The 20,665-nt window shown below is 66.8% G+C and carries 15 protein-coding genes, 1 tRNA gene and 5 pseudogenes; 7 read left to right on the top strand and 14 right to left on the bottom strand.

Going from position 1 to position 20,665, the window contains the following annotated elements; translation table 11 throughout:
- Positions 1-13: 13 nt before the first annotated feature.
- Both WG921_RS05695 and mcrC read left to right on the top strand, forming a co-directional pair.
- The gene (locus tag WG921_RS05695) at positions 14-2,218 is read left to right on the top strand and encodes an McrB family protein (protein WP_340108243.1); all 2,205 of its coding nucleotides are present in this window, start codon (positions 14-16) and stop codon (positions 2,216-2,218) included.
- A complete protein-coding gene (gene mcrC / locus WG921_RS05690) occupies positions 2,212-3,369 on the top strand; it encodes a 5-methylcytosine-specific restriction endonuclease system specificity protein McrC (RefSeq protein ID WP_340108242.1) in 1,158 nt (385 codons plus the stop codon). The genes WG921_RS05695 and mcrC overlap by 7 nt, the downstream gene beginning before the upstream one ends.
- 44 nt (positions 3,370-3,413) lie before the next feature.
- On the opposite strand, the gene WG921_RS05685 is transcribed toward mcrC, so the two are convergent.
- The 12 genes and pseudogenes from WG921_RS05685 to WG921_RS05630 all read right to left on the bottom strand — a co-directional run.
- Entirely contained in the window at positions 3,414-4,466 is a 1,053-nt protein-coding gene (locus WG921_RS05685) for a DUF2793 domain-containing protein (RefSeq protein ID WP_340108473.1), read from the bottom strand.
- A 25-nt stretch (positions 4,467-4,491) separates the two neighbouring features.
- Positions 4,492-6,336, bottom strand: a pseudogene (locus tag WG921_RS05680) (baseplate multidomain protein megatron); the annotation flags it as partial.
- Positions 6,337-6,592: 256 nt separating this feature from the next.
- Positions 6,593-7,525, bottom strand: a complete 933-nt coding sequence (locus tag WG921_RS05670) for an IS110 family RNA-guided transposase (RefSeq protein WP_340108241.1) — start codon at positions 7,523-7,525, stop codon at positions 6,593-6,595.
- Positions 7,526-7,733: 208 nt separating this feature from the next.
- Positions 7,734-8,678: a phage tail tube protein gene (locus WG921_RS05665; RefSeq protein ID WP_340108240.1), complete on the bottom strand. Its 945-nt coding sequence runs from the start codon at positions 8,676-8,678 to the stop codon at positions 7,734-7,736.
- A gap of 24 nt (positions 8,679-8,702) precedes the next feature.
- Positions 8,703-9,122, bottom strand: coding sequence for an acyl-CoA transferase (locus tag WG921_RS05660; RefSeq protein ID WP_340108239.1), 420 nt, complete (start codon positions 9,120-9,122; stop codon positions 8,703-8,705).
- A 6-nt stretch (positions 9,123-9,128) separates the two neighbouring features.
- On the bottom strand, positions 9,129-10,343 hold the full coding sequence (locus WG921_RS05655; protein WP_340108238.1) for a PIN-like domain-containing protein: 1,215 nt from the start codon (positions 10,341-10,343) through the stop codon (positions 9,129-9,131).
- 202 nt (positions 10,344-10,545) lie between these two features.
- Positions 10,546-11,175: a DUF6441 family protein gene (locus WG921_RS05650; protein WP_340108237.1), complete on the bottom strand. Its 630-nt coding sequence runs from the start codon at positions 11,173-11,175 to the stop codon at positions 10,546-10,548.
- 5 nt (positions 11,176-11,180) lie between these two features.
- A pseudogene (locus WG921_RS17920) lies at positions 11,181-11,345 on the bottom strand (head-tail joining protein); the annotation flags it as partial.
- Positions 11,346-11,399: 54 nt separating this feature from the next.
- Positions 11,400-11,603: pseudogene (locus WG921_RS05645) on the bottom strand (phage portal protein); the annotation flags it as partial.
- A gap of 65 nt (positions 11,604-11,668) precedes the next feature.
- The gene (locus WG921_RS05640; protein WP_340108236.1) at positions 11,669-11,878 is read right to left on the bottom strand and encodes a phage head-tail joining protein; all 210 of its coding nucleotides are present in this window, start codon (positions 11,876-11,878) and stop codon (positions 11,669-11,671) included.
- Positions 11,879-11,880: 2 nt separating this feature from the next.
- Positions 11,881-13,272: pseudogene (locus WG921_RS05635) on the bottom strand (phage terminase large subunit family protein); the annotation flags it as partial.
- Positions 13,187-13,701 (bottom strand): annotated as a pseudogene (locus WG921_RS05630) (DUF3883 domain-containing protein); the annotation flags it as partial. The pseudogenes WG921_RS05630 and WG921_RS05635, both read right to left, overlap by 86 nt.
- 652 nt (positions 13,702-14,353) lie before the next feature.
- On the opposite strand from WG921_RS05630, the gene WG921_RS05625 reads away from it, so the two are divergent.
- Genes WG921_RS05625 through WG921_RS05615 form a run of 3 tightly spaced genes read left to right on the top strand, consistent with a single transcriptional unit; the run spans position 14,354 to position 17,184 of the window.
- Positions 14,354-14,980 carry a DUF3489 domain-containing protein gene (locus WG921_RS05625; RefSeq protein WP_340108235.1) on the top strand — a complete coding sequence of 209 codons (627 nt, stop codon included), beginning with the start codon at positions 14,354-14,356 and terminating at the stop codon, positions 14,978-14,980.
- Positions 14,967-15,473: a DUF2924 domain-containing protein gene (locus WG921_RS05620; RefSeq protein WP_340108234.1), complete on the top strand. Its 507-nt coding sequence runs from the start codon at positions 14,967-14,969 to the stop codon at positions 15,471-15,473. The genes WG921_RS05625 and WG921_RS05620 overlap by 14 nt, the downstream gene beginning before the upstream one ends.
- Positions 15,460-17,184: a recombinase family protein gene (locus tag WG921_RS05615; RefSeq protein WP_340108233.1), complete on the top strand. Its 1,725-nt coding sequence runs from the start codon at positions 15,460-15,462 to the stop codon at positions 17,182-17,184. The genes WG921_RS05620 and WG921_RS05615 overlap by 14 nt, the downstream gene beginning before the upstream one ends.
- A gap of 277 nt (positions 17,185-17,461) precedes the next feature.
- Here the strand turns inward: WG921_RS05615 and WG921_RS05610 are convergent.
- Together WG921_RS05610 and WG921_RS05605 are read right to left on the bottom strand one after the other, a co-directional pair.
- Positions 17,462-17,537: transfer RNA gene (locus WG921_RS05610), tRNA-Val, on the bottom strand.
- Between the two features lie 13 nt (positions 17,538-17,550).
- A complete protein-coding gene (locus tag WG921_RS05605; RefSeq protein WP_340108232.1) occupies positions 17,551-18,246 on the bottom strand; it encodes an HAD-IA family hydrolase in 696 nt (231 codons plus the stop codon).
- Between the two features lie 91 nt (positions 18,247-18,337).
- Between WG921_RS05605 and WG921_RS05600 the strand changes: the two genes are divergently transcribed.
- Positions 18,338-19,567 carry a glycine C-acetyltransferase gene (locus WG921_RS05600; protein ID WP_413788559.1) on the top strand — a complete coding sequence of 410 codons (1,230 nt, stop codon included), beginning with the start codon at positions 18,338-18,340 and terminating at the stop codon, positions 19,565-19,567.
- An 8-nt stretch (positions 19,568-19,575) separates the two neighbouring features.
- Positions 19,576-20,601, top strand: coding sequence for an L-threonine 3-dehydrogenase (gene tdh / locus WG921_RS05595; protein WP_340108471.1), 1,026 nt, complete (start codon positions 19,576-19,578; stop codon positions 20,599-20,601).
- Positions 20,602-20,665: the final 64 nt, after the last annotated feature.

Raw genomic sequence — 20,665 nt, 5'->3', positions numbered from 1 at the left:
GGGTTTTGGGGGAATGTCGGAAATTTTCAACATCAGGCCCAGCTGGTTTGTCGGCGCCGCGTATAATCGCACCGAGGACCAGACGCCTAGATTTCTCGCCGAAGGCCTCTGGGAAAACAGCTGCGAAGACGGCAAGTATGGCGATCTCGTGCGCGCGATGCGACCGGGCGACCGGATCGCGATCAAGTCGTCCTATACCCGCAAGCGTGAGCTGCCGTTCGACAACCGCAGCGCCTCCGTCTCAGTGATGGCAATCAAGGCGGTCGGCACGATCACTGCAAATCTCGACGACGGTAAGCGTGTGCAGGTCGACTGGACGCCGGTCTCGCCGCCCCGCGAATGGTACTTCTACACTAACCGCGCGACGGTTTGGCGGGTCAAGCCGGGCGGCTGGATGGAGGAGGGCCTCCTGGCCTTCGCGTTTGACGGCCGGCCGCAGGACCTCGACCGATTCCGGAACGAACCGTTCTGGCGGGAGCGGTTCGGCGATGCGGACGGCGAGCAGCGTTTCCGCTGGACAGTCTTCTACAGCGCCGTTGCAGCAAAACTTCTGGACTATCGGGCAGACCGTAAGCCCTTGATCGAAGGCATCCATGCAATCGCGCAAGAGATGGCGGGGCTAGGGTATCTCCAGGACCGCTATCCGGAAGGTGGTACTGGTCCACTGCGCGACATCTGCCCTTTCACGGCGATGGGCGCGTTCAACCGATCCATGACCGACGCCAATCGGCGCGCGATAGCGGGAGCGCTGGCCAAGCTGATTGGCGTGGAGGAGGAGCTTCCGAACTCCTTCGAGGGCATTCCGGTCCTGAACAACCAGCGATCCTGGTTCTTTCGATACGGCGACAAGCGCCGCGAAGGTGACATCGACAAACTGTGGGACCTGTTCGCATCTGCCGCAGCGCTGGTGGAGGCAGATCAGCCCGATCAGCGGGACCAATTCATCGCCGACTACGACGCGGCCATCGACGTTTGGGGCGCCTCGTGGAACCTCTCCACCGGGCTCTACTGGTCGCATCCGTGGGAATTCCCAACTCTCGACAGCAACTCGCGCTCGTTCCTCACCGGCCGGTTACAGATGCGGATCCCAACGATAGGACCGCAGAAGCCGTGCAGTGGCGCGACCTATCTCAAGCTGCTGGACGACCTAAAGGCGCGTTTTTCTGAGGACAGCTACCCGGTCCACAGCTTCCCCGAACTGTCACTGGCCGCATGGCACTACAAGGCGCCCGACGAGTCGCAGGCAGAGGCCCACCAAGGCGGACCGTCGCCCAATGAGGACGAAGAAGATGCGGCTGTCGTCGATCCGGTCCGGACGCCAGCGCCAGCTGTGCCATACGACGTCGACGACATCCTGCGTGAGGGCTGTTTTCTGGAGCGCGAGGAGATCGACCGCCTGCTGGAGCGCCTGCGCACCCGGAAGAACCTGATCGTGCAGGGGCCGCCGGGGACGGGAAAGACATGGATCGCCAAACGCCTCGCGTTCGCGCTGATAGGCGAGCGCGATGAGGCGCGCGTCCGTGCCGTCCAGTTCCACCCGAACCTCTCTTACGAGGACTTCGTGCGCGGATGGCGTCCGAGCGGCGATGGCAAGCTGACCCTTGCCGACGGCGTCTTCATGGAGGCGATCCGCGCGGCGCTGAGCCGGCCGGAAGCCCGGTTCGTCGTGATCATCGAGGAGATTAACCGCGGCAACCCGGCGCAGATCTTCGGCGAGCTGCTGACACTGCTGGAAGCGGGCAAGCGTACGCCGCGCGAGGCACTGGAACTCTGCTACCCCGATGCCGACGGCATGCGGCGCCCGGTGCACGTGCCCGAGAACCTCTTCGTCATCGGCACCATGAACATCGCAGACCGCTCGCTGGCGCTGGTCGACCTCGCGTTCCGCAGGCGCTTCGCCTTCGTCGGGCTCGAGCCGAGGCTCGGGCCAGCCTGGCGGCGGTGGGTGACCGAGAAGGGAGGCGTCGATCCCGCCTTCATCGACGACATCGAGCGGCGCATCCTTGCGCTGAACGCGCAGATCGCCGAGGCGTTCGGCCGCCAGTTCGAGATCGGGCACAGCTACGTCACGCCAACGGCTAAGCTCGAACCCGGCGGCACGCGCGAATGGTTCCGCCAGGTCGCGGAGACGGAGATCGGTCCGCTGCTCGACGAATACTGGTTCGACGCCCCGAAATCAGCGCGCGAGGCTCTCGACCGGCTGCTGCAGGGATGGTGATCGCCGACGCCGGGGTCGCGCGCGAGACCGCTGCGGCGGGATTCATCGGCCGCATCCCGGTGCGCAATATTTGGCTCCTGATGCTTTACGCCTCGGACTTGTTCAGAACGTTGGGCCGCACACGCGTCGATGTCGAGCGCAACCCCGACGAGATCGCCGATCTCGTCGCCGAACTGCTGGCTCAGGCAGTCGAGGAACGCCAGCGTCGACAGCTGAGCCTCGGCTACCGTCAGCGCAGCGCCGATCTCTCCCGGGTCCGAGGCCGGATCGACGTCCTGCGTACCGAGCGCCGACAGCTGCTTGCGCGCGGCGCCGTGGCGTGCCGCTTCGTGGAGCTCAGCGTCGACACGCCCCGCAACCGCTTCGTCCGCGGCGCGCTTGAGGCGGTGGCCCGGTTGGTCGCGCGCCCCGAGCTTCGCCATCGCTGTCGACGGCTGGCGGCGGACATGCAGGCGCTCGGTGTCGCTGGGGCGATGCCGTCGCGCACCGAGCTCAGCGCCGACCGGATCGGCCGCCATGACGCCGCGGACCAACAGATGCTGGCGGCTGCGATCCTGGCGATGGACCTCGTTCTGCCGACCGAGTGGGCGGGTCCAAGGCCTCTGCCAATGCCCGATCGGGAGGAGCAGTGGGCGCGGAGGCTGTTCGAGCGCGCGGTCGGCGGCTTCTACCGAACTGTCCTGCCGCCCGAGCGCTGGCGCGTGCGGACTGGCGGCCCCCTCGACTGGCCGCTCGATTGGTGGAGCGAGGGCGCGCGAGACATCCTGCCGGGCATGCAGACCGATATCGTGCTCGACGATCTGGTGGCGGGCCGGCGGATCGTGATCGACACCAAGTTCACGGGGATCGTCACGGCAGGCTGGCGGCGCGAGGCGACGCTGCGCAGCGGATACCTCTACCAGATCTACGCCTATCTGCGCTCCCAGACAGGTCGGGGCGATGCGCTGGCGGACCGCGCCGAGGGCGTGCTGCTGCACCCAACGATCGGAGAAGCGATGGACGAAGCCATTTCTGTGCACGGACATCTCATTCGTTTCGCCACGGTCGATCTCGCAGCCGACGGCGCGGCTGCGGCCTTTCGTCGGCAACTTCTAAAACTCACTCTTCAGTTTCAGGGCGAGACGCCCCCTGATGAACCTCCAGTCCCTTAGCGGCGTGCAGCTTGCTGCAGAGAACGAATTTCAGCGTGCCCCCTTCAGCCGATCTTGCAGCCCCAGAACGAGGTGTGATCGGCGGCGTAGTAGCCGTCCGCGACCCGGAAATACCCCTGCAGCTCGACGGTATCGCCCGTGGTGAGGGGGACCATGGTCTGGAGCCAGATCGCTGTGGCGAGCGAGACATGGGTGGCGGAGATTTCGCCGAGGGAGCCGCGGATTTCGGTCGTGCCGTTCAGCACCAGCCGCCCGCGCATGCGGGCCGTGGCGCTGGCGTTGATCTTGTAGAGCAGCGTCGCGCCGAACAGGTAGGTGCCGTCCACCGGCGCCACGAAATGGTTGTTTGCGGCGTCGAACGCCCCCTGATCGTTGTAATCCGTGTTGTTGAGACCGATCTTCGTCCAGGTCCCGACGCCGACATAGTTGTCGTAGTTGGTCCAGGCCTTGAAGCGGGGCAGCCGGGGTTGATCGACGATGCCGGTGGCGTTGTCGACGCTGAGCCCGTCGAAGAAGGTGCTGCCGTCGGCCGAGACCGCGAGACGGAAGCGGTCCGAGCCGAAGAGCCCCACAAGCGCCTTGGTCACGAAGCCGGTCTGCAGCGTCCGGCCGAGATCGTCGCCTGCCGCCTCCTTGTTCATGATGTAGAACAGATCGCCGGTGCCACCCTCGGCCACGGTCTTCGCGGTCCAGAGCGCCGCGTTCAGCTTGGCCGAGAACGGGTTCGACGCATCTGCCGTCGTCCCGAGCCCCAGCAGCGCAAGGTTCTGCAGTGCCGTGGGCGTGGTGCCGATCCAGCTCGAGCCGTCGTAGACCAGCAGCAAGCCCTCGTCCTCGACCCACGCCCGCCAGCCGGGGCGCGGCGGAAGCCGCAGCCAGGCGCCATCGGTCCAGAGTGCCACGTTCAGGTCCCAACCCGTCCAGTCGCCCGTCGCGCCCGAGCCGACGATGTAGCGGTCGCCATCGGCAGGGCTGCCAGGCGGAACGGTCAGGCCCCGGTCGAGGACGGAGAGCTGGACGAGCCCGTCGAGGATCCGCAGCGCCTCGTTGTGGGTGACATGCTTCTGGGCCTGCGCCGCGAGGATGTAGGGCAGCAGGAGATGGGTCGTGGCGTCTGGCGACCGACGCCCGGCCGCGCATGACGAAGCGGATCACTCCCTCGGTCTCCACGGCGTCGAAGCCGAAGTGGCGCGACAGCGTGGTGATCGAGGCGCGCGGGCTTTCCAGCGCCGTGATGGCGTAGCCCTCGACCGCGCCCCAGAGGCCGGTGACGTCGATGCGATCCTCGGGCAGCCCGGCGCGGAGGCGGAGGTGCCGGACGAGCGCGGCAAGTGACACCGCCCCGAGCCGCCCGGTCAGCCAGTGGCCGAGCCTCCAGTTGCCACCGTCCGTCCAGACATCGGTGAGCGCCGGGAAGAACGGGTACGGCCGTGCGTCCCAGGTCCAGGCGGCGCATTCGGGCACATGCACCATGCGGCCGCCGTAGACCGAGGAGACCGGGTTGTTCGCAGCCTCGCCCCACCAGAGATACGTCGCCTCGAGATAGGCGCGCTGGATGGCGTCGTCGCGCCAGCCCCGCGAGAAATGCGGCGTGAAGCTCTCCGATGACTTCGGGTCGAAGAAGACGTTCGGCTGGTTCGTCCCTCGGTCGATGGCGGGACAGCCCAACTCGGTGAACCAGATCGGCTTCGACTGCGGCGCCCAATCGGTCGGCGTCCCGCTCTCCACCCCGCTCGGGCGGTTGTAATGCGCGTTCGACCACCAGGCGCGCAGATCCTTGTAGCGGAACACCCAAGGCTTGCCGGCGGCACCGTCCGTGATGGGGGAGCGGAACTGCGCTGACCGATCGGCCGCGCTGGCATAGAACCAGTCGAAGCCTTCGCCGCCCGCGATGTTCCCCTGCAGGTAGGCTCGGTCGTAGATCGCGGGCCAGCCCTCGGCCGCGTCGAGATGCTCGAACCCGTCGCGCCAGTCCGACAGCGGCATGTAATTGTCGATGCCGATGAAATCGATCTTCGGATCGGCCCAGAGCGGATCGAGGTGGAAGAACACGTCGCCGCTGCCATCGCCCGGCTGGTGCCCGAAATACTCGCTCCAATCGGCGGCATAGCCGATCTTCGTCCCCGACCCGAGGATCGAGCGCGCATCCCCGAGCAGGTCCCGATAGGCCTGCACCGCCGGATAGCTGGACGCGCCCGAGCGGATCGTCGTCAGCCCCGGCATCTCGGTGCCGATCAGGAAGGCGTCGACCCCACCCGCCGCCGCGCAGAGATGGGCGTAGTGCAGCACCATTCGGCGCAGGCCCCAGTCGCCGGGCGTGCCGGTCCAGCTGACGCTCTCGCCCGAGATATTGAAGCTGGCGGGCGTGGCCGCGCCGAAGAGCGCCGCGACCTGACTTGCGGCCGTGGCGGTCTTGTCCACGCTCCCTGCGAACCCCGCTGCAGGCGAACACGTGATCCGCCCCCGCCAGGGGAAGGCGGGCTGGCCCGATGCGGCCGCGTTGTCGGAATACGGGTTCGGAAGCGTGTTGTCCGAGGGCACGTCCATCAAGATGAAGGGATAGAAGGTGACCCGCAGCCCGCGCGCCTTCATCTCCTGGATCGCCTGCACCACCGCGAAGTCGGACGGCGTGCCGCCATAGACGGGACGGTCCTCGTCGTCGCGGCTGACGAGGAAGGCGCCAGCACGGCTCACGCCATTGACCGACCAGGTGGCGGGCGTGGTCGACTTGGCCGACACCTCTACCCCGGGCTGGACCTTGCAGGATCCCGCGCGCAGGTCGTCGCCGAACCACGCCACCACGAGGCTGACGCTCTCGACCGCAGGGGCCATCGCCTGCAGCCGGTCCAGCGCCTCCACCATGTCGGTGGAGTCGGCCAGCGCGTTCAGGTTCTCGGGCACCGTCGCGCCGCCATCGGTCTTGCGGATCGCCTGTGTGGCATAGGTGAACTCGCCCGAGGCTGGGATCGATCGGCTTCCCGTCGGCGTCGCCGATGCCCTCCCAGCCGAGCACCGCCCGCCGCGCCAATGCTTTCGCGAAAGCGACGGCGCGTTCCTCGTCGGAGGCGTCCCCGGGCACGGCCTCCACGGCCGGATCGCGGCGTGTCGCCACCATCAGAGCGGTGGTCAGAGGGCGCAGCTGCACCCGCACGCCGGGACCGAGGTCATACCAGCGCGGCGCATTGGTCAGGTCGAGCGTCAGCATCAGTAGTATCCGTTTTGATCAAGGGGCAATTTCGGCCCATTTCCGGTCGTCCCGGATCAGGGCATTGGCGAGGACGATGAGCTTGCGCATCACCGCCGTGATCGCGACCTTCCAGGGCTTTCCACCCTCGTAGAGAGCGAGGTAGATTTTCCTGAGCGGCGCGTTGTATCGGGTCGCGATGACGGCCGGCATGAACAGTAAGGTGCGCAGCCCGTGACGGCCGCCGAAGATGCGGGCCTTGCCCTTCCAGCTGCCCGACTGCCGGGTAACAGGCGCCAGACCGGCGAGGCTTGCGGCCTCCTTCGGGGTCATCGTGCCGAGCTCAGGCATGTCCACAATCATCACCGTCGCGGCCACCGGACCGATGCCGCGTATGGACATCAGGATCTCGTAGCGCCGGGCCAGTTCGGGGTCGGCCTTGATGAGGCGGACCAGCTCGGCGTCGATCTGGGCGATCTGCCTGTCGATCTGGCGTTCCCGGGCCTTGAGTTGGGCCACAACCATCCTGTTGCGTGCGGTGTCCAGCCGGTTCCGGCACGCGGTGCGATCCTTGATCAGGGCAACGCGCGCGACGTGCAACTCCTTGATCTCATGCATGCTCTTGCTGCGGACCGGCGTCGGCTCGAGCGCCAGCGTCGCTCCCATATGCGCGAGCATCCGGGCATCGACACGGTCGGTCTTGGCGATGTTTCCGGTCGCCTGCGCATAGCGACGCGCGCGCGAGGGATTGACCTTGACCGGCCCGTGTCCCGTCTTCGAGAGCGCCGCCTCGAGGTCGCGATGAAAGCGTCCCGTCGCCTCATAGACGACGCGAACCGGATCGGCCCCGAGCCATTTGCAGAGCGCCTTGAGCCCGTTCGTGTCGTTGGAAAACCGCATGTGTTTGCGGTCGGAAAGACGCCAGACTTCAAGACTGGCTTTGGAAATGTCCACACCGATGGTATCGTTCATTGCTTTTCGTCTCCTGGCCTTGTCATGCGGGGCAACGGGCAGACCGTTCCCCAGGTATCCGTTCAGGACATGCGAAAAGCGGGGGGTGACCAAACTACTGACCGGCCCTGATGAGACCACCTCCATAACGGCCCGGCCCCCGCTGCTTCCCGGCATATTTGGAGTGCCGGGAAGCGGCTCCCGTATCGCACGGGAACCGGGGTCTGGATTAAGACAATTCCTCGATGTCGTTGATCAGGGTGGCGGTGCACATCCGGCCTACCCCGCTGTCGCGCGCGGCCTGCCAGTCGAAGGTCGCCTGCACGCCCTGCGGACCGGAAATCTCGATCCGCGTGCGCGGCAGGTAGACGGCGTGCACGGTGAAGGTGAAGCTCTCGCCCGAGGGCAGGACGTAGGCGAATTCCATCTCGCAGGCCTCGCCGTTGATCGCCTGCGTCACCAGCGTCTGGTCGGCGAAGCGCACCTCGATCCGGCCGGTGAGCGCCGCGATGCTTGGGTCCGCGCCGTCGATGCGCCCGTCCGAGCGAATGGTCTCGATCCGGTCGAGGTTGTTGGCATAGGTGATCTCGGCCGAGACCACGTTGCCGAGGGCCGAGCCATTGCGGGTGATCGCCCCGTTGAAGTGCCCGAAGCGCTTCAGCTCGAGCGCAGCGGGTGTCCCGGCGCTGGTGGTCGTGCCCACCGTCTCGCCCTGCGCCACCAGCCGCGCAGTCGCGGTCAGCAGCCCCGAGCGCTGCATCTGCCAGGTGATCTGGTCGAGCACGCAGCCCGAGTACATCGCATAGCGCGGCACCTCGGGCATGCCGGTCTCGATCGACATGCTGGGCAGCGTCCAGGACCCCGACTGGAACTCGTGGGTGTACGGGGCCTCCGCGCCCGTGGTCGTCAGCGCACCGAACGCGGCCTTCAGCCAGAAGCCGAAGGCCTCGGCGTCGAGCGGCACGACAACATCGCCGTCCGCCGTCACCGCGTCCTTGATCGGCGCTAGCGGATCGCGGCCGTAGCCCAGCAACTCCGAGTTCAGCAGTGGCTGCTCCGCCCCAAGCGAAGTGCTGGCGAAGGGCATGCGGGTGAAGCCGCTGACGGGCGGCGTTCCATAGGTCGTTTCGAACGCAAGCGCCATCTGCGCCCGCGCCCCCTGGGCTCGTGCCATAGTGTTCTCCTTGGGTTTTCGGGGTCAGGCCAGCGGGTCGGCCGTGGTGTAGTGCAGCACCACCGGGATCACGGCGGCCTTCAGACTGGCCGCGCCCTCGACCGGCAGATCGACCGCGCGCGGCGCTTCCGCCTCGACCCAGTCGCAGAGCCCGCCCAGCGTGCGGTCGGCGGTGAGCGCCGCGCCGATACTGGCGGTCAGCGTGTCGAAGGCGGTGTCACGGTCGGCACCCTGCACGACCGCCTCGATCTCGGCGCGGTGCTGGTAGTGGTAGCGTAGCGGCGAGAGCGTGACCTCCGGTTCTCCGGGCTCGCCGTCGCGAAGGATCAGGAGGCCAGCAGCTGGCACGCGCTCGGGCAACACGTCACCCCGCAGCGCGGTTGCGGGCACCACCGAGAGCCGCGCGTGCAGCGCGGCGAGGATGGTTTCGCGTGGGGTGGGCATGAAAACCTACTCTGGTCCTGGCTCATCGCTGACATTCTGGCCAAATTCGTCGTAAGATGCTTGATACTCAAGCAGATAATCACCAACAGGGAGCAATTTGCCCTGCTCATTAGAGTGCACATGGACATTGAAATTGAATGTCGTTCCAGTGTTCGCTCGGATCCTTACCACAGGAGCCCCTGAAGGACTTTCCACCAGCCTCGCAGTAACATCAGGGGAACTCAGGAAATTCGGCTCGAGGCGACCTGTGCCGGTAAAGTTCTTGACTGGCCTCGAAATGGAAATCAGCAGGCGCCCAGCATTTGTCGTGTTATCTGAATTATCTACTTCTTGCTTGACGCTGACTGCTGGCTCTCGCGCCAACGAGTACTCTCTAATTTCCTCCAGAACAGTCTCGTCAGATTTGCCGCTAGTTCGCTCTTGGTGAAGTTTTAGAAATTGATCCGTGTGGTAGATTAGTATCTTATTGCCAGTTTCTTGATACGCCTCCCGCAACAGCTCCAAGCGTGGATTAAGAGTCCGACCACTCTTCTTCTCCCACCAGTCTTCCTTTGTTTCCGAAGTGACCAGTATCATCGGGTGATCAATTTCCTTCCCATGGGAAAGTATCTCCCTCCACATTAGAAAATCGCCCGCAAAGCCTGTTCCATCTTTGCCCTCGTCCATGTAGCCGGGTGGAATTTTCTCGTTTTTCCTCCTCTCGGCTTCTTTGATGAGCTCCTCTAGATTATCCGGTTCTTTTCCGATACCATCTTCCAACGCAACTTCGAGGCGTTGCACAATCTCATCTTCCTGATCATAATCAGGGGCTTTAGTTCGCTCGCTATCGATCCCGTCGCGAAGAGACTGGCACGCCTCTCGGACTTTTCCATCAAGAGAGTCGCTCAATTCCCTTGGTATAACGCGACACGCTCTTATTGCATCGACGGACGCGGAAAGCGCCTTCTCGAGGTCATCGAGGGGTTTTTTTGCCTTGTCGAAATCGTTTCTGGTTTCAGTTATGACCACACGTCGGTTCTTGATGAATTCGCTCGCTGTCTGATTTGAAATCCAAAGTCGTCCCTTGAAGCTCTCGAGAGCGGCGAGAAGTGCTTCGCGTGTAGACTGATTGTACCGGTAGAGGTCAAGAATGACATTCGCGTCCACGGTCAGAATGCCTTCATTCCACGCCGCCTCGTAGTCGCCCTGATCAAAGAAATACCAACAGAACTTGTCGCGCATGATCACCCCCGGATCGTTCATCGAACCTTGGGCGCAACACGCGCTATCTTCAAGAGTTGTTCGCGCTTGCCGCGTTCATGCTCCCATGCGCCCTCGCACCCGCCAAACAGCATGGACTTCAATCCATGCTTGTCCGCGCCCTGTAGTCGGTGCTGTTGCGTGGCTCCTATCGCTGGGCCGGGGCTTAAGGGCCAGTCGAGGCCTACGTGCGTCCGTCCACCCAGTTCGCCACAATCAGTCCTGGCACGCTGTCCAGCGCCCGGTCTACGTCCCGCGCCAGGTCCAGCCGCTTCGGCAGCTTGACCTGCGGCACCAGCAGGAAGATCGGCGCGGTAACCTTGCCGCGCCCGGTCTTCGAGCGCGACACCACCGCCTGACCCTTCGTGTTCAGCCGACCCTCCGCCACCAGCAGGCTGGGGCCCGTGCGGCGGTAGACGAAGCGCAGCCGCAGCCCGCGCCGCCGCTCCCATTCGCCGGGTGTGATCCTGCCGCCCCGCAGGGACTTGCCCGCCGCGGGCAGCGGGATCGCCAGCCAGAACCCGTCCTTCGAGCGGATCAACGGCCCCGTGTCATGCGCGCCCACGATGACCGGCGCCTTTGACCAGACCAGCGCCGCGGCGTCGAGGCTCTCGCCCGACCTCGGGAAGTTCTGGCTCCGGATCGAGTTAGCCAGCCGGGCACCGAGACCCGCGCCGGTGATTTGTAACCGCCACGCCGTCTTCAGCCCGGTCCCGGCCTCGCGCATGGCAGAGGTCACCGCGCGTTCGCCCGCCGCGACCTCGGCCGCCATCATCGCGACGATGTCGGGATCGATGTCGAGCTTCAGTTTCATCGCGGTCATGCCGGGCGCAGGTCGACGGTCCAGACCAGCCGCTCGCGGTCACGGACCGGCTCGCCCTGAATAAGGAAGGCCTCGCCGTCGATTTCGATCCGGTCGCCGGGACGCGGGTTCGCCACCTCGGCCACGCGCAGGTCGATCCGAGTGGTTTCGGACCAGACCTTCCGGTCCAGCTTGTCGTCTCCGCTCGCGGCGCGCGGCATGATCCCGGCGCCGATGATGTTGTTGACCAGCACCGCGACGGCCTTGGCCGCATGCGGGTTGTTGCGCACCAGATCGCGCATCCGGTCGCGCAGCAGCGCCCCGGCGACGCCGATTTCGGTGTCGGCCGAGGATCCCGGCGCACGCCAGCCCTCCGTGCGACGCCCGCGTGCCGCGCCGTCATAGCCCCGCGTCAGGGTCTCGAAGGCCTGACGCGCCATCACGCGGCGCGCGGCCATGCGCGGTGCCACCGTGGCGATGGCGTGATCGAACCAGGTCGCCGACATCACCGGTCCCCGCGGCTGAAGCCCGCGAGCCCGGCCACCGGCAGCGGCCGGGTGGTGCCCCCGATGGCGCGCTCGATGGTCCGGATGCGGGCGAGCAGGTCCTCGGCCGAGCCGTAATCCACCGACTTGCCGTCATAGCTGACGCGCGTCGTGCCGCTGGCATAGGCCCGGCGCAGCGCCGAGAGCTCGGTTTCCGTCCAGTCGGTCATGTTCAGAACCATCCCTCCCGCCGTCCGAGCCAATCGGAGCGGCGCTTGCCCTGCGGGGCCTGTCCCGGCCGGTTGATTTGTCCCGCGGGATCGGTGTCGGTGGGGGCGGCCCCGAGCTGATCCTCGAGGTCGCGCCATCTCTCGTCGGGCCAGCGGTCCGCGCCCGCGATCCAGGCGGCGGCGCGGGCGTAGACCCGGCAATCCAGCGCCTCGTTGCGCTCGCGCAGCTTCTGCCATTCCAGCCGGGCGAAACCACGCTTGGTACGCACCGTCACCAGCTGCTCGGCCACGAACTGCTTCAGCCATTCGTTCTCGACCCAATGCGGCAGATGCACCGAGCCGGGCGGGAAGGCCGCCCCGTCGGCGATATCCTCCTCGGTCGGGCGCGCCAGCCGCAGGAAGCGATAGGTCTCGGCCTTGAAGGTCGACACCGCCACGGTCCAGAGCCGCGCCCCGCGCCGCAGCCGCTTGCCGCCCTCGGTCGCGTCGACGAAGGTCGGGCCCGAGACCGGGCTCGAACGATTGAACCCCTCGACGCCCTTCACCGGCGACACCTGCCCGAAGCCTTGCGCCCGCGACCATGAATAGACCGCCGGAGCCTCGTAGCCCGTGTCGATGGAGAGCCGCGCGATCCGAAGATGCGCGCCACGCTCGTGCGGCCAGCTTCTGTCCAGCAGCGCGGTCAGCTCCGACCACGCATCGTGTCGATCCGGCCCGCCTTCGATCACGACATGGTCGACGAGCCACGACTCAAGACCACGACCCCAGGCCCAGACATCGACCTCAATCCGGTCCTTCTGCACGTCCGCCCCGGCGGTCAGGAACAGCCCGCCCGCAGGCACAATGCCCGGTTTCCAGCGTTTGCGCCGGTCGTAGAGCCGCTGCCAGTCCGGCGCTTCGCCGGTCTCGACCCAGGTCTCGCCAAGGATCGTGTTGCGGAACGCCTTGATCGCCTCGTCCGACCCCTGTGCCGCGTCCCAAGCCCGCACGATCCGCTCCCAGCTTAGCCAGCCGACCGGCGAATAGAGCGCCGAGAGGTGATATCCGACCGTGGTCGGATCGGGGGCGGTGGCGGTGGCCCGCCATTCGCCACCCTCCAGCATCGCCGTCTTGTGGTGTTCCGCGATTGCCGCGTCGCAGCCCTCGCAGTGATACTCGGCCGTTTCCGGGCGGCCCTTCTGCCAGCGCAGGCGGTCGAACTTCAGCCACTGCGCGTGGCAGCAATGCGGGCACGGCACGAAGAACCGGCGCTGGTCGCTGGCCTCGAACTCACGCTCGATGCGCGACAGCCCCCGGATGGTGGGCGTCGAGACCAGCAGCACCTTGCGCCGATGCGCGAAGGTCGCCCGCGCGACCGAGGGCCCGGTTGCGTTCGTCCCGGCCCGCGACGTCGAACTTGCGGGCAATGTGCAGCATCTGGTCCAGTTCCTGTGGAGGTGGCTGGTTTGACAGCGTCGGCGGCGGCCCGATCCAGATCTGCGCCGCCTCGCGTAGGCCAGCGGCGTGGTGGAGCCCCGGTTGGCGCCCGAGCCAGGCAGGGTTCAGCGCCAGCCACCGCGCCACGGCATCCACCAAGGTCATCTGAAAATTGAACGCGGGCTTGTAGAGGGGGTCCAGTCCTCGCCGAGACCCTTCAGCACCGCGCTAATGTTCTGGTGCTTGAACTCGACGGACCCCTCGGACCGGTCGTTCAGCAGCGGCAGCAGCGCCCGGCGATGCTCGGCTTTGCTGTAGCGGCGCGCCGAGATGTCATCGGCCAGCATCGCGAAGTAATCCGCGACGATCAGGTCGTTCTCTTGATCCGTCCAGGGCCCGTTCGACATTGTGCCAGGCTATGGACGCGAAGTCTGTTTGTCATCAGAGACTTCCGGCAGGGTCCTGGCTCACTTCGGACGCTTCCGCCCGACTTGGGGATCGGCCGCCACGGAGCCGTCCTTCTGGCCGCCCTGCGCCTTCGTGTCGGTCTCCTTCACCGGATTATTTCGCGAACGGGACGAACCCATGAACGCGGCAACCCATTGGAAATGCGAGGATGTTTTTCGCCGTCCCGTGGCCGTCGAGGGGCGCTCGAAGAGAGACGCAGGCCGTTCGGAGACCCATTCTGCGTCAGGCACCCAGTCTCCGAAGGGCGGATAGCCCTGCCAACACCCTTTGACACAAAAAGAAAAAAAGCCCCAATCGGGGCCCTTGGACGGATTCAGTATCTGAATGTGGCGGAACGAGAGAGATTCGAACCCACAGTTCTGTAGACGCAAATGACTCCGCGTGGCTATCGGGTTTGAATTCTGTCTCCGGCCCACGCCGTCGAGTTTTTCACCATGATCACCACCCACTGGACTTCGCGCGCGACGCAAGCATTGGTGCGTTGAACGCGGACCGGCGGAGGCCGGGCGCGGCGACCCCGGCCCGGCTCCGGGGCTTCGGGTCGTGGGAGGCCGCGCGATCAGCGCGCGGCCCGGAACCGGAGACCGCCCGATGGCCCGACAACTCAAACTCACCGACCTGCAACTCGTCCTGCTCTCCGCCGCCGCGGCCCGCGCCGACGGCATGGTGCTCCCACCGCCGGAAAGCGTCCGTGCGCGCGGCCGGACGCTCGATCGGACACTCCAGAAACTCCTCAAGCTGGCGCTCGTCGCCCCATGCGAGACGACAGACCCCTCTCAGATCTGGCGACAGGACGAGGCCGGCGGCTCCCTCGGCCTCGCGATCACCGCGGCCGGCCGCGCCGCCCTTGGCCTCGAAGCGACCAGCGGCGAGAGCGAGACGCGGAAGGAGGAGGTTGAGGACGCGCCAGAGCTCCGCGATCCTGATGGCGATCCTGACTCCGAGCCCGGTCCGGCGTTCGCCCAAACTCCCGCCCCCTTCGCTCCGCGCGTGAAGCCGGGCACGAAACAGGCGCGGCTGGTCGACCTGCTGAGCCGCCCCACGGGCGCGACGATCGGGGAGCTCGTTGATGCTTTCGGCTGGCGACCCCATACGACCCGGGCGGCCCTCACCGGCCTCCGGCGGAAGGGATACCAGGTGAACCTCGCGAAGGACGCGGACGGCCGCGCGTCCTACCGCGCGACGCCGCCTGCGGGGGCGCGTGATGACGCCGCGTGAGGCGACGACGTCGGGCGGCGGGCGCACCCGTCGCCCGGGTCCCGATCTGGAGGCCGCGCTCGGCAGGCTCGACGCGATGAGCGACACGGAGTTCGCGATCGAATGGGAGGCGGCGCAGGGCGCGCCGCTTCCTCCCGGCCCGCCCGCGCGGTTGCTCCGGCTCGCGCGCGCCCATGCTCTTCAGGCCGCGGCGCTCGGCGGCCTGAAGCCCGCGCTCGCGCGCCGGCTCGATCGCATGGCGGCCGGCGAGGACGAGACCGAACCCTCGGATCGGCGACGCTGGAAGCGCATCGTGATCAAGCCGGGCGCGACCCTCGTTCGGGACTGGCGCGGGCGACCTTATCGCGTCGAGGTCGAGGCCGACGGAAGCTTCTCCTGGGGCGGCCGGCGGTGGCGCTCGCTCTCGGCGATCGCGCGGGCGATCACCGGCGTGAACCGCAACGGCCCGGCCTTCTTCGGCCTGAGGGAGGACGCCGGCGATGAAGCGGCGTGATCCCGGGCGGAGGAAGGCGATCCGCTGCGCCGTATACACGCGGAAGTCCACGGAGGATGGCCTCGAGCAGGACTTCAACTCTCTCGACGCCCAGCGCGAGGCCTGCGAGGCCTATGTCCTCAGCCAGAGATCCGAGGGCTGGTCGTTATCGCCGGAGCGCTACGACGATGGCGGGATCTCCGGCGGCACGCTGGAGCGGCCCGCGCTGCAGCGGCTTCTGGGCGATGTGGCCGAGGACAAGGTCGACATCATCGTGGTCTACAAGGTCGACCGGTTGACCCGATCTCTCGCCGACTTCGCAAAGCTGGTCGAGGCGCTCGACGCCGCCGGGGCCTCCTTCGTCTCCGTCACCCAGTCCTTCAACACCTCGACCTCGATGGGCCGTCTCACGCTGAACATGTTGCTCTCCTTCGCCCAGTTCGAGCGGGAGGTCACCGCCGAGCGGATCCGCGACAAGATCGCGGCGTCGAAGAAGAAGGGCATGTGGATGGGCGGTCCGGTCCCGCTCGGCTATGATCTGGCCGAGCGGAGCCTCGTCGTGAACCCCGCCGAGGCCGAGACGGTCAGGCGTATCTTCCGGCTCTATCTCGAAGCCGGATCCGTCGTCGCGCTGAAGGCCGATGCGGACCGGGCGGGTCTTCGCTCGAAGCGGCGGATCAGCCGGGCGGGGCGAACGTCCGGCGGCGAGCGCTTCAGCCGCGGCGCCCTCGCCCTGATCCTGCGCAACCCGCTTTACATCGGCGAGATCGCGCACAAGGGCGAGCGTCATCCCGGGCGGCATGACGCGATCCTCGATGCCGATCTCTGGCGCGAGGTTCAGGAGCGGCTCGATGCGGGCGCCGCATCAACCAGGAGCGGCCCGGCGCATGCCGCGCCAAGTCCGCTCGCCGGGCTGATCTTCGATGCGGAGGATCGACCGCTGACGCCGAGCCACGCTTCGAAAGGCCACGCTTCCAAAGGATCCGCGAAGCTTCGCTATCGCTATTACGTCTCGCATCGGCTGATCGCCGGCGCCGCAATGGACCATCCGGGCGCCTGGCGGCTGCCGGCGCAACCGGTGGAGTCGGCCGTGCGCGGAGGGCTGACGGCGCTTCTGAACAAACGCGGGACGCTCGCGGCGATCGCGTCCGCCGCCGCTTCGGCCGCCGAGCAGCGCCTGCTTCGGGAAAGGCTTCAGGGATTGGCCGGACATTTCCGGACCTCAGCCAATGGGGGCCTCCGGCAAGATCTCCTGCGGGTTGACGCCCGCGTCGAGGTCGGCGCTGATGCGATCGCGCTTTCACTCTCGGGCGCTGCGCTGGCGCGCATGCTCGGCGGCGACGCGGACGATCCTGACAAGCGGCTGGCCATCTCGCTCCCCTTCGTCATTCGGAAACGCGGCGTCGAGACGAAGCTCGTTCTCGGCGGCGTTCAGGCGGCGGAGCCCGATCCGGCGCTCATCCGCCTGCTGGCCGACGCCCGATGCTGGATGCGCCGACTCCTGACGGGTGAAACTCCATCCGTACGGGCGCTGGCGCGGGAGGCGAAGCTGGACCATCGGCATGTCGCCCGCGCGCTGCCGCTGGCCTTCCTCGCCCCCGACATCGTCGCCGCGATCATGGGTGGGCGCCAGCCGCCCAACCTCACCATCGCCGCGTTGAAGCGGCTCGATCGCCTCCCCCTCCGCTGGGCGGATCAGCGCGACGCGCTCGGATTCGTCGATCAGATCTGAGTCGCCAGCCGCTTCCCCGAAGAGCTTGGGCCGATCAGATTCCGCCCGCCCCTGCATGACGGAGGTCTCGCCTGTGGAACCATCGACAAAGAGAGCACGCGAAACGGCGGGTGGGGTCTCGCGAATCCCGGAACTGAGCAAAACGTCTCGGAGGGCGCGAAAACGTCTCGAAAAGGCGTCTCTCGGACGGCATGAGCGCCAGGTTATCGCGCTAACCTACGGGAATGTCGGCGGAATTCATTCCGGACCTGGAAACGGCGGAATCCGGCGGACTGGATGGTGGGACGTACTGGATTCGAACCAGTGACCCCAGCGATGTGAACACTGTGCTCTACCAACTGAGCTAACGTCCCGCCGGCGCGGTGATTAGGCGGGGCGCGCCCGGTCGTCAAGCGGTTTCCCGATCAATCGCGCCGCCAGGGCCGGCAATTCCTCGAAAGTCTCGAACACAGCTTCGGGCTTGAGGTCCGCGACCGGCGTCGATGAAAAGCCGCCCGCGAAGAGCGCGCACGGCACCCCGGCCGCCGCCGCCGCGAGCCGGTCCGTCTCGGTGTCGCCCACCATCACGGCGCGGTCCGGCGCGCCGCCGAGGCGCTCTATCGTGGTCAGAACATGCAGCGGATCGGGCTTTCGCACCGGCAGACTGTCCGCGCCGAGCAACACGCCATAGCGCCCACCGCCGCCCAGGCGATCGATCAGCATCCGCGCCAGCCGCTCCGGCTTGTTGGTGCAGACGCCGACCCGCCAGCCATCGGCGATCAGCGCGTCGAGCGCCGCTTCCGCGCCGGGGAAATAGCAGCTTCGCTCGGAAATCCGGGCTTCATACGCGTCGAGAAAGGGCGGATAGGCGGCGAGGATCTGATCGTCTGTCAGCAGCCTCCCCACCTTCGCCGCGGCGTGCCGCATCAGCCCGCGCCCGCCTTTCCCGGCGGCTGGGCGCCCTTCCACCGGGTCGATCTCGGGCAGGTCGAACCGGTGCGCGACCGCGTTCATCGCCGCGATCAGATCGCCGGCGGTGTCGACAAGCGTGCCGTCGAGATCGAAAATCGCGCTTCGGATCATAGGGCCTCCACCACCAGGTTCGCCGCATCATATCGACGCCGCCGCGGAAACGGAATGGCGTGCGGCCCGCCGCGCTGGACAGAGCGCCGTCATGATGCTTTGCGTGGCGACGCAGCATCATGACCGGAGCGAATCCATGGACAATTTCATCGACGATATCGCCGGAAAGCTCGACGAGCTGCGCGAAGAGGGTCTCTTCAAGACCGAGCGCGTGATCCAGACGCCCCAGCGCGGCGCGGTCGGGGTGGACGGCGCGGAGGTGATCAATCTTTGCGCCAACAATTATCTCGGCCTCTCCGATCATCCCGACCTGATCGAGGCGGCGCAGGCCGCGCTCGGACGCTGGGGATACGGGATGTCCTCGGTCCGGTTCATCTGCGGGACGCAAGCGCCGCACAAGGCGCTGGAGGTGCGGCTGGCGGCGTTTCTCGGCTTCGAGGCTACGATCCTGTATTCGAGCTGCTTCGACGCCAATACCGGCCTCTTCGAGACGTTGCTCGGCCCGGCCGACGCGATCATCTCGGATACGCTGAATCACGCGTCGATCATCGACGGGGTGCGGCTGGCGAAGGCGCGCCGCTATCGCTACGCGAATGGCGACATGGCGGATCTGGAGGCGCGCCTGAACGACGCGTCCGACGCGCGCTACCGGCTGATCGTCACCGACGGCGTCTTCTCCATGGACGGGCATATCGCGAAGCTCGCCGAGATCTGCGATCTTGCGGACCGCCACCAGGCGATGGTGATGGTCGACGACAGCCACGCGGTCGGCTTTCTCGGGGCGAACGGGCGCGGCAGCCACGAGCATTGCGGCGTGATGGGCCGGGTCGACATCATGACCGGCACGCTCGGCAAGGCGCTCGGCGGCGCGTCGGGCGGCTATGTCGCGGCGCGAAAGGAGGTCGTGGAGTGGCTGCGCCAGCGCTCCCGCCCCTATCTCTTCTCCAACAGCCTCGCGCCGATGATCGCGGAGACATCGCTGAAGGCGCTCGACCTGATCGAGGGCTCGGGCCGGCTTCGCGACCGGCTCTGGCGGAACACCGCGCGGTTCCGCGAGCGCATGGCCGCGCTCGGCTTCGAGATCCTGCCCGGAGAACACCCGATCGCGCCGGTCATGCTGCGCGACCCGAAGCTGGCGCAAGACATGGCGGCGCGTCTGATGGCGCGCGGCGTCTTCGTCACCGCATTCTCATTTCCGGTGGTGCCGCGCGGAGAGGATCGGATCCGCACGCAGATGTCGGCGGCGCATGACGAAGCCACGCTGGAGCGCGCCATCGACGCCTTTGCGGCCGTCGGGCGAGAGATGGGGATCATTCGATGAGAAACGGCATGCGCGCGCTGGTGAAGACGGAACCCGCCCCGGGGCTGACGCTTCAGGAGGAGCCGGTTCCCGAGATCGGGCCGTCCGATGTTCTGATCAAGGTGCGGAAAACCGCGATCTGCGGCACCGACGTCCATATCTGGAACTGGGACGAGTGGTCCGCGAAGACGGTGCCGACGCCGATGGTCACCGGGCATGAATTCTGCGGCGAGATCGTCGCCATCGGCGCGTCGGTCAAGACATGCGCCGTCGGGCAGAGAGTCTCCGGCGAAGGGCACGTGACCTGCGGGCGGTGCCGCAACTGCCGCGCCGGGCGGGCGCATCTTTGCCGCGCCACTCAGGGGGTCGGCGTGAACCGGCCCGGCGCCTTCGCCGACTTTCTCAGCTTGCCGGAAGCGAATGTCGTGCCGATCCCGGACGACATTCCCGACGAGATCGCGGCGATCTTCGATCCGTTCGGCAACGCCGTCCACACCGCGCTCAGCTTCGACATGGTCGGCGAGGACGTGCTCGTCACCGGGGCCGGGCCGATCGGGATCATGGGCGCGATGGTCGCGCGCCGCGCCGGCGCGCGAAAGGTGGTCATCACCGACATAAATGAAGACCGCCTGGCGCTGGCCCGCAAGATGGGCGTGGCCCACGCCATCAACCCCTCCCGGACCACGCTCAAGGAGGTCATGCGCGAAATCGGCATGACCGAGGGCTTCGATGTCGGACTGGAGATGTCAGGCGCGGCGCCGGCGATGCGCGACATGATCGACGCCATGAACAATGGCGGCAAGATCGCGCTTCTCGGCATCGCGCCGGTCGAGTTCGCGGTCGACTGGAACAAGGTCATCTTCAAGATGCTGACGATCAAGGGCATCTACGGAAGGGAGATCTTCGAGACATGGTACAAGATGATCGGCCTCGTACAAGGCGGGCTGGACCTCGCGCCGCTGATCACGCACAGGATGGCGGCGGAGGATTTCCGCGAAGGGTTCGAGCTGATGCGCGCCGGCGCCTGCGGCAAGGTGGTGCTGGACTGGAGCTGACCCCGCTCGGGCGGCGCGCCTGCGGGCGGGGCGATGCGCCGACGCGCGCGGGCCGCCGGCCGCC

It is taken from the genome of Paludibacillus litoralis (assembly GCF_037646705.1).
GTDB lineage: Bacteria > Pseudomonadota > Alphaproteobacteria > Rhodobacterales > Rhodobacteraceae > Pikeienuella > Pikeienuella litoralis.
The sequence above is the reverse complement of the archived record's forward strand: the minus strand, read 5'-3'. Positions and strand labels throughout refer to the sequence as shown.

Excerpts from the sequence above, each read along its gene's own strand:
- WG921_RS05695 (WP_340108243.1), top strand. The coding sequence starts at position 14 with ATGTCGGAAATTTTCAACATCAGGCCCAGCTGGTTTGTCGGCGCCGCG.
- mcrC (WP_340108242.1), top strand. The coding sequence starts at position 2,212 with ATGGTGATCGCCGACGCCGGGGTCGCGCGCGAGACCGCTGCGGCGGGA.
- WG921_RS05670 (WP_340108241.1), bottom strand. The coding sequence starts at position 7,525 with ATGAACGATACCATCGGTGTGGACATTTCCAAAGCCAGTCTTGAAGTC.
- WG921_RS05665 (WP_340108240.1), bottom strand. The coding sequence starts at position 8,678 with ATGGCACGAGCCCAGGGGGCGCGGGCGCAGATGGCGCTTGCGTTCGAA.
- WG921_RS05660 (WP_340108239.1), bottom strand. The coding sequence starts at position 9,122 with ATGCCCACCCCACGCGAAACCATCCTCGCCGCGCTGCACGCGCGGCTC.
- WG921_RS05655 (WP_340108238.1), bottom strand. The coding sequence starts at position 10,343 with ATGCGCGACAAGTTCTGTTGGTATTTCTTTGATCAGGGCGACTACGAG.
- WG921_RS05650 (WP_340108237.1), bottom strand. The coding sequence starts at position 11,175 with ATGAAACTGAAGCTCGACATCGATCCCGACATCGTCGCGATGATGGCG.
- WG921_RS05640 (WP_340108236.1), bottom strand. The coding sequence starts at position 11,878 with ATGACCGACTGGACGGAAACCGAGCTCTCGGCGCTGCGCCGGGCCTAT.
- WG921_RS05625 (WP_340108235.1), top strand. The coding sequence starts at position 14,354 with ATGGCCCGACAACTCAAACTCACCGACCTGCAACTCGTCCTGCTCTCC.
- WG921_RS05620 (WP_340108234.1), top strand. The coding sequence starts at position 14,967 with ATGACGCCGCGTGAGGCGACGACGTCGGGCGGCGGGCGCACCCGTCGC.
- WG921_RS05615 (WP_340108233.1), top strand. The coding sequence starts at position 15,460 with ATGAAGCGGCGTGATCCCGGGCGGAGGAAGGCGATCCGCTGCGCCGTA.
- WG921_RS05605 (WP_340108232.1), bottom strand. The coding sequence starts at position 18,246 with ATGATCCGAAGCGCGATTTTCGATCTCGACGGCACGCTTGTCGACACC.
- WG921_RS05600 (WP_413788559.1), top strand. The coding sequence starts at position 18,338 with ATGATGCTTTGCGTGGCGACGCAGCATCATGACCGGAGCGAATCCATG.
- tdh (WP_340108471.1), top strand. The coding sequence starts at position 19,576 with ATGCGCGCGCTGGTGAAGACGGAACCCGCCCCGGGGCTGACGCTTCAG.